This is a genomic window from Archangium sp. (assembly GCF_036389735.1).
Taxonomy (GTDB): Bacteria; Myxococcota; Myxococcia; order Myxococcales; family Myxococcaceae; genus Archangium.
Map to the genome: position 1 here is coordinate 1 of NZ_DASVWK010000821.1, position 5,878 is coordinate 5,878.

At 69.2% G+C, this 5,878-nt stretch carries 6 protein-coding genes; all 6 read left to right on the plus strand.

Translation table 11 applies throughout. The features are described 5' to 3' along the window. Window positions 1-343: 343 nt before the first annotated feature. The 6 genes from VF794_RS29225 to VF794_RS29250 are packed head-to-tail and all read left to right on the plus strand — an operon-like array spanning window position 344 to window position 5,874. Window positions 344-1,864 (plus strand): flippase, encoded by a 1,521-nt coding sequence (locus VF794_RS29225; RefSeq protein WP_331116056.1) that lies wholly within the window; start codon window positions 344-346, stop codon window positions 1,862-1,864. Between the two features lie 17 nt (window positions 1,865-1,881). Beyond that, window positions 1,882-2,496 carry an exopolysaccharide export protein EpsY gene (gene epsY, locus VF794_RS29230; RefSeq protein ID WP_331116065.1) on the plus strand — a complete coding sequence of 205 codons (615 nt, stop codon included), beginning with the start codon at window positions 1,882-1,884 and terminating at the stop codon, window positions 2,494-2,496. A gap of 4 nt (window positions 2,497-2,500) precedes the next feature. Then, complete coding sequence (locus VF794_RS29235; protein ID WP_331116058.1) at window positions 2,501-3,757, plus strand: hypothetical protein; 1,257 nt, start codon at window positions 2,501-2,503, stop codon at window positions 3,755-3,757. A gap of 12 nt (window positions 3,758-3,769) precedes the next feature. Continuing rightward, window positions 3,770-3,943 carry a hypothetical protein gene (locus VF794_RS29240; protein WP_331116060.1) on the plus strand — a complete coding sequence of 58 codons (174 nt, stop codon included), beginning with the start codon at window positions 3,770-3,772 and terminating at the stop codon, window positions 3,941-3,943. 21 nt (window positions 3,944-3,964) lie between these two features. Beyond that, the gene (locus VF794_RS29245; RefSeq protein WP_414640974.1) at window positions 3,965-4,369 is read left to right on the plus strand and encodes a response regulator; all 405 of its coding nucleotides are present in this window, start codon (window positions 3,965-3,967) and stop codon (window positions 4,367-4,369) included. Next, window positions 4,366-5,874 (plus strand): chain-length determining protein, encoded by a 1,509-nt coding sequence (locus VF794_RS29250; RefSeq protein ID WP_331116063.1) that lies wholly within the window; start codon window positions 4,366-4,368, stop codon window positions 5,872-5,874. The genes VF794_RS29245 and VF794_RS29250 overlap by 4 nt, the downstream gene beginning before the upstream one ends. Window positions 5,875-5,878 lie beyond the last annotated feature (4 nt).

Here is a 5,878-nt window from a genome sequence, read left to right on the forward strand (position 1 = left end):
CCTCTCCGCCTCCTCGCGCAGCGACGGTCCCGAGGCCGCGCACCCGGCCAGCAGCAACCCGAGCACCACTCCCCAGCGTCTCACCTCGTGCATGGCGCCTCTCCTCGGACGGAAGGGACCCGCCCCTCGCCTGCTCGGCTCCCAGGGAAACGGGACCCTTCAGGTCCTGGGGCCCCCCACCGACTCGGGAAGCCAGCTCGGCCACTCTACAGACATGTAGCCGTGTATTTGACGGGGGGGCCCCTCTGTCGTTCACTGCGCGCAGCCTTCACTGTCGAGGTACCGAGTCATCGAAACGCCCCAGACGAGCGCGGCGGCCGAACCGCGGGCCCAGCCCGCCCCGGTGGACGCCCACACCTCCCTGCGCAACGCCCTCAAGCTGGGCGGCTCGCTGTTGGTGACGTACGTCATCGGCTTCGGGCTCCAGGTGCTGGTGCCGCGCGTCCTGGGCCCCGACAGCTTCGGCCAGTACAACTGGGCCAACGGCACCTCCGCCGCCTTCTTCATCCTCAGCGCGCTGGGTCTGGACGTCTACATCCGCAAGGAAGTCGCCGTCCGGCGCGAGCACGCCAGCGAGTTCCTCGGCGGCACGCTGCTGCTCCAGGTGGTGCTGGCCGTGGGGCTGATGGGCGCCATGCTGGCCATGATGCGCCACGAGGGCACGCCGCCCGAGGTGCGGGCGCTGGCGCTGGCGCTGGGCCTCTACCAGTTCTTCTTCCGCCTCAACGCCATCCTCGCCGCGGTGCTGCACGCCCATGAGAAGGTGGACGGCCTGTCCGTGGCCCACGTCCTCATGAAGTGCATCTGGGGCTTCGGGCTGGGGCTGGCGCTGCTGCTGCGCGCCCCGCTGCCGTGGCTGGCCGCCCCCTTCATCGGCGCCGAGGTCTTCAAGACCGTCTTCCTCTTCCACCTCACGCGCAAGTACGCCGGACTCCAGCTGCGCCTGGACCTGCGCTCCACCGGCGCGGTGCTGCTGGGCGCCCTGCCCTTCTTCCTCAACGAGGCGGCGCTGGCCACCAACGGCCGCGTGGACGTCTTCCTCCTGGGCGTCATCGCGAACACCACCGAGGTGGGCTACTACGGCGCCGTCTGGGGCATCGCCGGCCTGACGATGATGCTCTCGCCCATCCTCGGCTGGGTGCTGCTGCCCATGATGTCGCGCGCGGCGGCGAGCTCGCAGGAGGAGTTCACCCGCATCCTCCGCCGGGGGCTGGAGGGCATCGTCTCCGTGTCCGTCCCCGTGACGCTGGCGCTGGCGCTCGGGGCGGAGACGTGGGTGCACCTGTTGATCGGCGAGGCCTACCTGCCGGCCGCGCCGGTGCTGCGGCTGCTGGCGCCCATCTTCGTGCTCACCTACGTGGCCACCGTGTGCGGCAGCTGGCTCATGGCCGCCAACCGCGCCTGGACGGTGACGCGCACCTCCCTGCTGGCCGCGGGGCTCAACCTCGGGCTCAACCTGGTGCTCATCCCCCCCTTCCTCGCCTGGCGGGGCCTCACGGGCGGCGCGAGCGCCACCGCCACCTCGCTGGCCATCTGCGAAGTGGTGGTCACCCTCATCCTCGTGTCCGCCATCGGCTCGCGGGCCTGGGACGCGCGCGCCCTCGCCGTGCTGGGCAAGACGGCCGGGGTATGCGCCGCCGTCACCCTCGCCCACCTGCTGCTGGGTCGGTTGGGGCTGGACGCGAGCACCCTGCTCCGGGGCCTCACCCGCATGGTGGTGGACGGCCTCCTCTATGTGTCCCTCATCCTCCTCACCGGCGCGGTACGCAAGGACGAGGTGCTCGGACTGGTGCGCCAGGTGCGCAACCGCCGCAAGCCCCAGGCCGCCACCGAGCCGACTCCCACCGAGGCCCGCGCCGCATGAAGCCCTCCGTGTCCACCATGCCCTCCCTCCGCTCCCTTCGCTGGCCCCTGCTGGCCACGCTCGTGCTGCTGTCGGCCTGCTACAAGCCGGGCCGCTTCGTCTGGGTGGATGACTACCGCGAGCCCCAGCTCCAGCAGCAGGACGAGAGCTACCTCATCCGCAGGGGCGACGTCCTCAGCATCAACGTGTGGAACCAGCGGGACATCTCCTCGCGCATCCGCGTGCGGGATGACGGCCGCATCAGCCTGCCGCTCGTCAACGACGTGGAGGCCGCCGGGCAGACGCCGGCCCTGCTCGCCCGCGCCATGGAGCAGAAGCTCAAGGACCTGGTGGCCAACCCCGTCGTCACCGTCATCGTGGACGAGGCCCAGCCCATCAAGGTCTCCGTGCTGGGCGAGGTGCGCAACCCGGGCAAGAAGCAGCTCGAGTACAACGCCGGTCTGCTCCAGGCGCTCTCGGAGGCCGGCGGCTTCACCGACTACGCGCGCGACGACGCCCTCTTCGTGCTGCGCAAGGAGCCCGGCTACCCCACCCCGGTGCGCATCCGCTTCACCTGGGAGGCCCTCAGCCGCAACGAGGGCAACGCGTCCGCCTTCCGTCTGAAGACGGGCGACGTGGTGGTGGTGGAGTAACGGCATGGCGCTGCCCGCTGCCCTGGCACTCGGCTGGCTGCTGGTGGCCTCCGCCCCAGCCGTCAAGTACAAGGCCTCGGCCCGCGTCGAGTCCATCGTCCGCACGCCGCTGCTCACCGAGCTGGCGTCCAGCCGCGTGGTGAACGACGTCGTCCTCGCGCCCCGCCTGGACGGCTTCCTCTACACCAACCTGCTCGACGTCAAGTTCGTCTACGAGCCGCAGTTCCTCGTCCGTCAGGCCACCTCGAAGCCGACGCTGGAGATCCTCCAGTCCGTCTTCACGACCGCCGACTACAAGCTGCGCCGCGACCTCCGGCTGCTGGCCGTCCACACCACCACCTACGGCACCTTCCCCTTCGACAACTACGGCAGTGGAGGGGACCTGGGCGGAGGGCCCGTGGAGGGCGGAGTGCCCTCGGGTGGCGAACTGCCCGTGACGATGGGCGCGAAGGCCAAAACCGCCTACATCTACACCGAGACGGCGGTCGGCTTCTGGACGTCGCTGGGCATCAAGCGGCTGGCCATCGCCGGCACGCTGGGCTGGGTCGTCAATGGCCTGCTCTCCGACCCTCCGACGCGCCCGGTGCGGCGCGGCGACGCGTCCTACCCCCTGCAGCGCTACCCCGAGCTGCGCGTGCAGTCCTTCTACGGCGCCACCCGCCGCGACTACTTCACGCTCTCGCTCTACGGCAAGGACGTCTCCTACTCCACGGGCAACCGCAGCTCGCTGCTCCAGTTCGCCCCGGGCCTCCAACACTTCTTCTCCCCGCTGGTGAACGTGAGCGTCGATCCCGGCGTCGCGGTGGGGATGATGTACCCGCGCCGGCCAGACCAGCCCCGCGAGGGCGTGCTGATGCCCACGCTGGAGACCGCGCTCAACGCCCCGGTGCCGCTGGGCAACCACTGGCCGGTGAGGGCCAAGCTGCGGGCGCGCTACCTGCCCCACCTGGATCCGCTCACCACCCGGCTCATCCCCCGGGGCGATGTGGGCGTGAGCTTCAAGTGGGAGGGCCAGCGCGAGGCCAAGGTGCTCGGTGAGCTGAGCTATGCGCACGCGCTCACCGACGGCCTCCACCGCAATGACGCCCAGACCCAGGCGGAAGTCGAGGCCCTCTTGCCCCTGCCGCTCTCTCGCTACCTCTACGCCCAGGCGAAGGGGAAGTTCACCTGGACGCATCACGTGGTGTTGGATCCCGCGCCGGTCGTCCAGTGGTACACAAGTGTTGGATTGGTGGTCCGTTATGACCGTGGTAGGCTTTAGGCGCACCGTGCCATGAAGAAGTTCCTCCTGATGTCGGTGCTGTACGCCACCCTCGTGATACCGAGCCTGGCGGCGCGCGAGCGCAACGCGACGCGGGGCGTAAAACGGGCGGTGGCGATGTTCGTGGCGTACAACTTCCTCTATGCCTTCCTCGTCCTGGTGGTCTGGACGTCGATGGAAGACTGAAGAAAAGGTCTGAGAGACTCTATGGGACAGCACCAAGGAACCGTCCTCGTCGTGGAGGACTCTCCCCTGTTCCGCAGGATGCTGGGCGACATGCTTCAGGAGTTGGGCTTCTCGCGCGTGCTGGAGGCCTTCGGCGGTCGCGCGGCCCTGGAGCTGCTGACCGAGTCCAAGCCGGACCTGGTGTGTCTGGACCTGACGTTGCCGGACATCTCCGGCTTCGATGTTTGTGAGCACATCCGCGCTTCCCCGCTGCACAAGGACGTCCCCGTGCTCATGATTTCCGCGCGCACGCTGGCGGTGGACCGAGCGCAGGCCGAGGAAGCCGGGGCCAACGGCTACCTCATCAAGCCCTTCACCCCCGAAGAGTTCCGCCAGCAAGTGGAGCGCGTGATGGCGACGCGCCCGCGGAAGGAGTCCGGGTCATGACCCAGCAGCGCGACGAGCTGCCCGAGGTGGAGAAGGCGCAGGCCCAGATCTTCGACTGGGAGGCGATGCGCGACTACCTCGCCTACGTCAAGAACGCCGTGCTGAGGCACAAGCTGCTGGCGCTGACGGTCTTCGTGCTGACGGCCGCGCTGGGACTGGCCGCGGCCAAGTACCTGCCGCGCAGCTACTACTCGCAGGCCACGCTGCTGCCCAAGCGCAGCTCCACCATCGCCGCGCTGGTCAATCCGGACCGCATCGCCGCGTTGGATCCGGACCCACCCAACCCCCTGCGCCCGCCCGGCGAGGTGGACTCGGTGACGCGCGCCGCCGCCCAGGCGGTGATGCGCCGCGAGAACCTCGTGGCCCTCATCAAGCGGGTGAACCTGCTGGACCGCTGGGAGGCCACGCGCGCCCCGCTGCTGCGCCTCAAGGACACGGTGATGCACGTCATCTCCGCGCGCCCCACCGAGGACATCAAGCTGGATGCCATGGTGGGCATGCTGGAGAAGCAGCTCGTCGTGGACACCGAGGACGGCAAGGTCACCATCAGCATCACCTGGCCGGATCCGCAGCTCGCCTACGAGCTGGTGGACGCCGCCCAGCAGAGCTTCCTCGAGGCGCGTCAGCGCGAGGATGTCGCCACCATCACCGATGCGATGGGCATCCTCGAGCTTCACGAGAAGCAGGCCACCGAGAACGTGAATCAGGCCTACACCCACTTCCAGAAGGTGTTCGAGCAGATCATGATCGAACGTCGGCGCGCGGTGGGTGACCCGCGCGTGGGTGGCTTCAACACGAACGAGCACATGGCGGGGCTGCGCTTCCTCATCCGCGCCAAGCGTCGCGCCATCTCGGACTCCGAGGAGCAGCACAACCGGCGCCTGGAGCAGATGAACGCCGAGCTGGTGGCGCAGCTGAAAATCTACGGGGAGAACCACCCCAACATCGTGGAGCTCCAGCAGCGCATCGTGGGGCTGCGGGCCCAGGGCTCGCCGCAGACGAAGGTGCTCCAGAACGAGGAGAAGGAGCTGGGCGCCGAGTACCAGCGCTTCGGCGGCCAGTCCGTGCCCTTCCCCGACGAGCCGATGCCGGACCCGTATGGCCTGGAGCGCGTGCTGATGGGCATCCTCCCCTCGGTGTCGGAGAACCCCAAGGCGGCGGTGGCCCTGGACGAGCTGCGCGTGCGGCTCGTCCTCCAGCAGCAGCTGCGCAAGCGGATCGAGGGGGCGAAGCTGGAGCGCGACATCACCCAGGCCACCTTCAAGTACCGCTACACCGTGCTCACCCCCGCCGAGTTCCCCCGCAACCCGGTCAAGCCCAACGCCAAGGTGATCGCCATCGGCGGCATCGTCGCGGGCCTGCTGCTGGCCCTCTTCGCGGCCATCGCGCGCGACGTGCTCAGCGGGCAGGTGCTCCAGCCCTGGCAGGTGCAGCGTGGCCTGGGGATTCCCGTGCTGGCGGAGCTGGAGCACCTGGAGTCGCAGTCGCAGTCGCAGTCCCGATGAACGC

Excerpts from the sequence above, each read along its gene's own strand:
- epsY (WP_331116065.1), top strand. The coding sequence starts at position 1,882 with ATGCCCTCCCTCCGCTCCCTTCGCTGGCCCCTGCTGGCCACGCTCGTG.
- VF794_RS29235 (WP_331116058.1), top strand. The coding sequence starts at position 2,501 with ATGGCGCTGCCCGCTGCCCTGGCACTCGGCTGGCTGCTGGTGGCCTCC.
- VF794_RS29240 (WP_331116060.1), top strand. The coding sequence starts at position 3,770 with ATGAAGAAGTTCCTCCTGATGTCGGTGCTGTACGCCACCCTCGTGATA.
- VF794_RS29245 (WP_414640974.1), top strand. The coding sequence starts at position 3,965 with ATGGGACAGCACCAAGGAACCGTCCTCGTCGTGGAGGACTCTCCCCTG.
- VF794_RS29250 (WP_331116063.1), top strand. The coding sequence starts at position 4,366 with ATGACCCAGCAGCGCGACGAGCTGCCCGAGGTGGAGAAGGCGCAGGCC.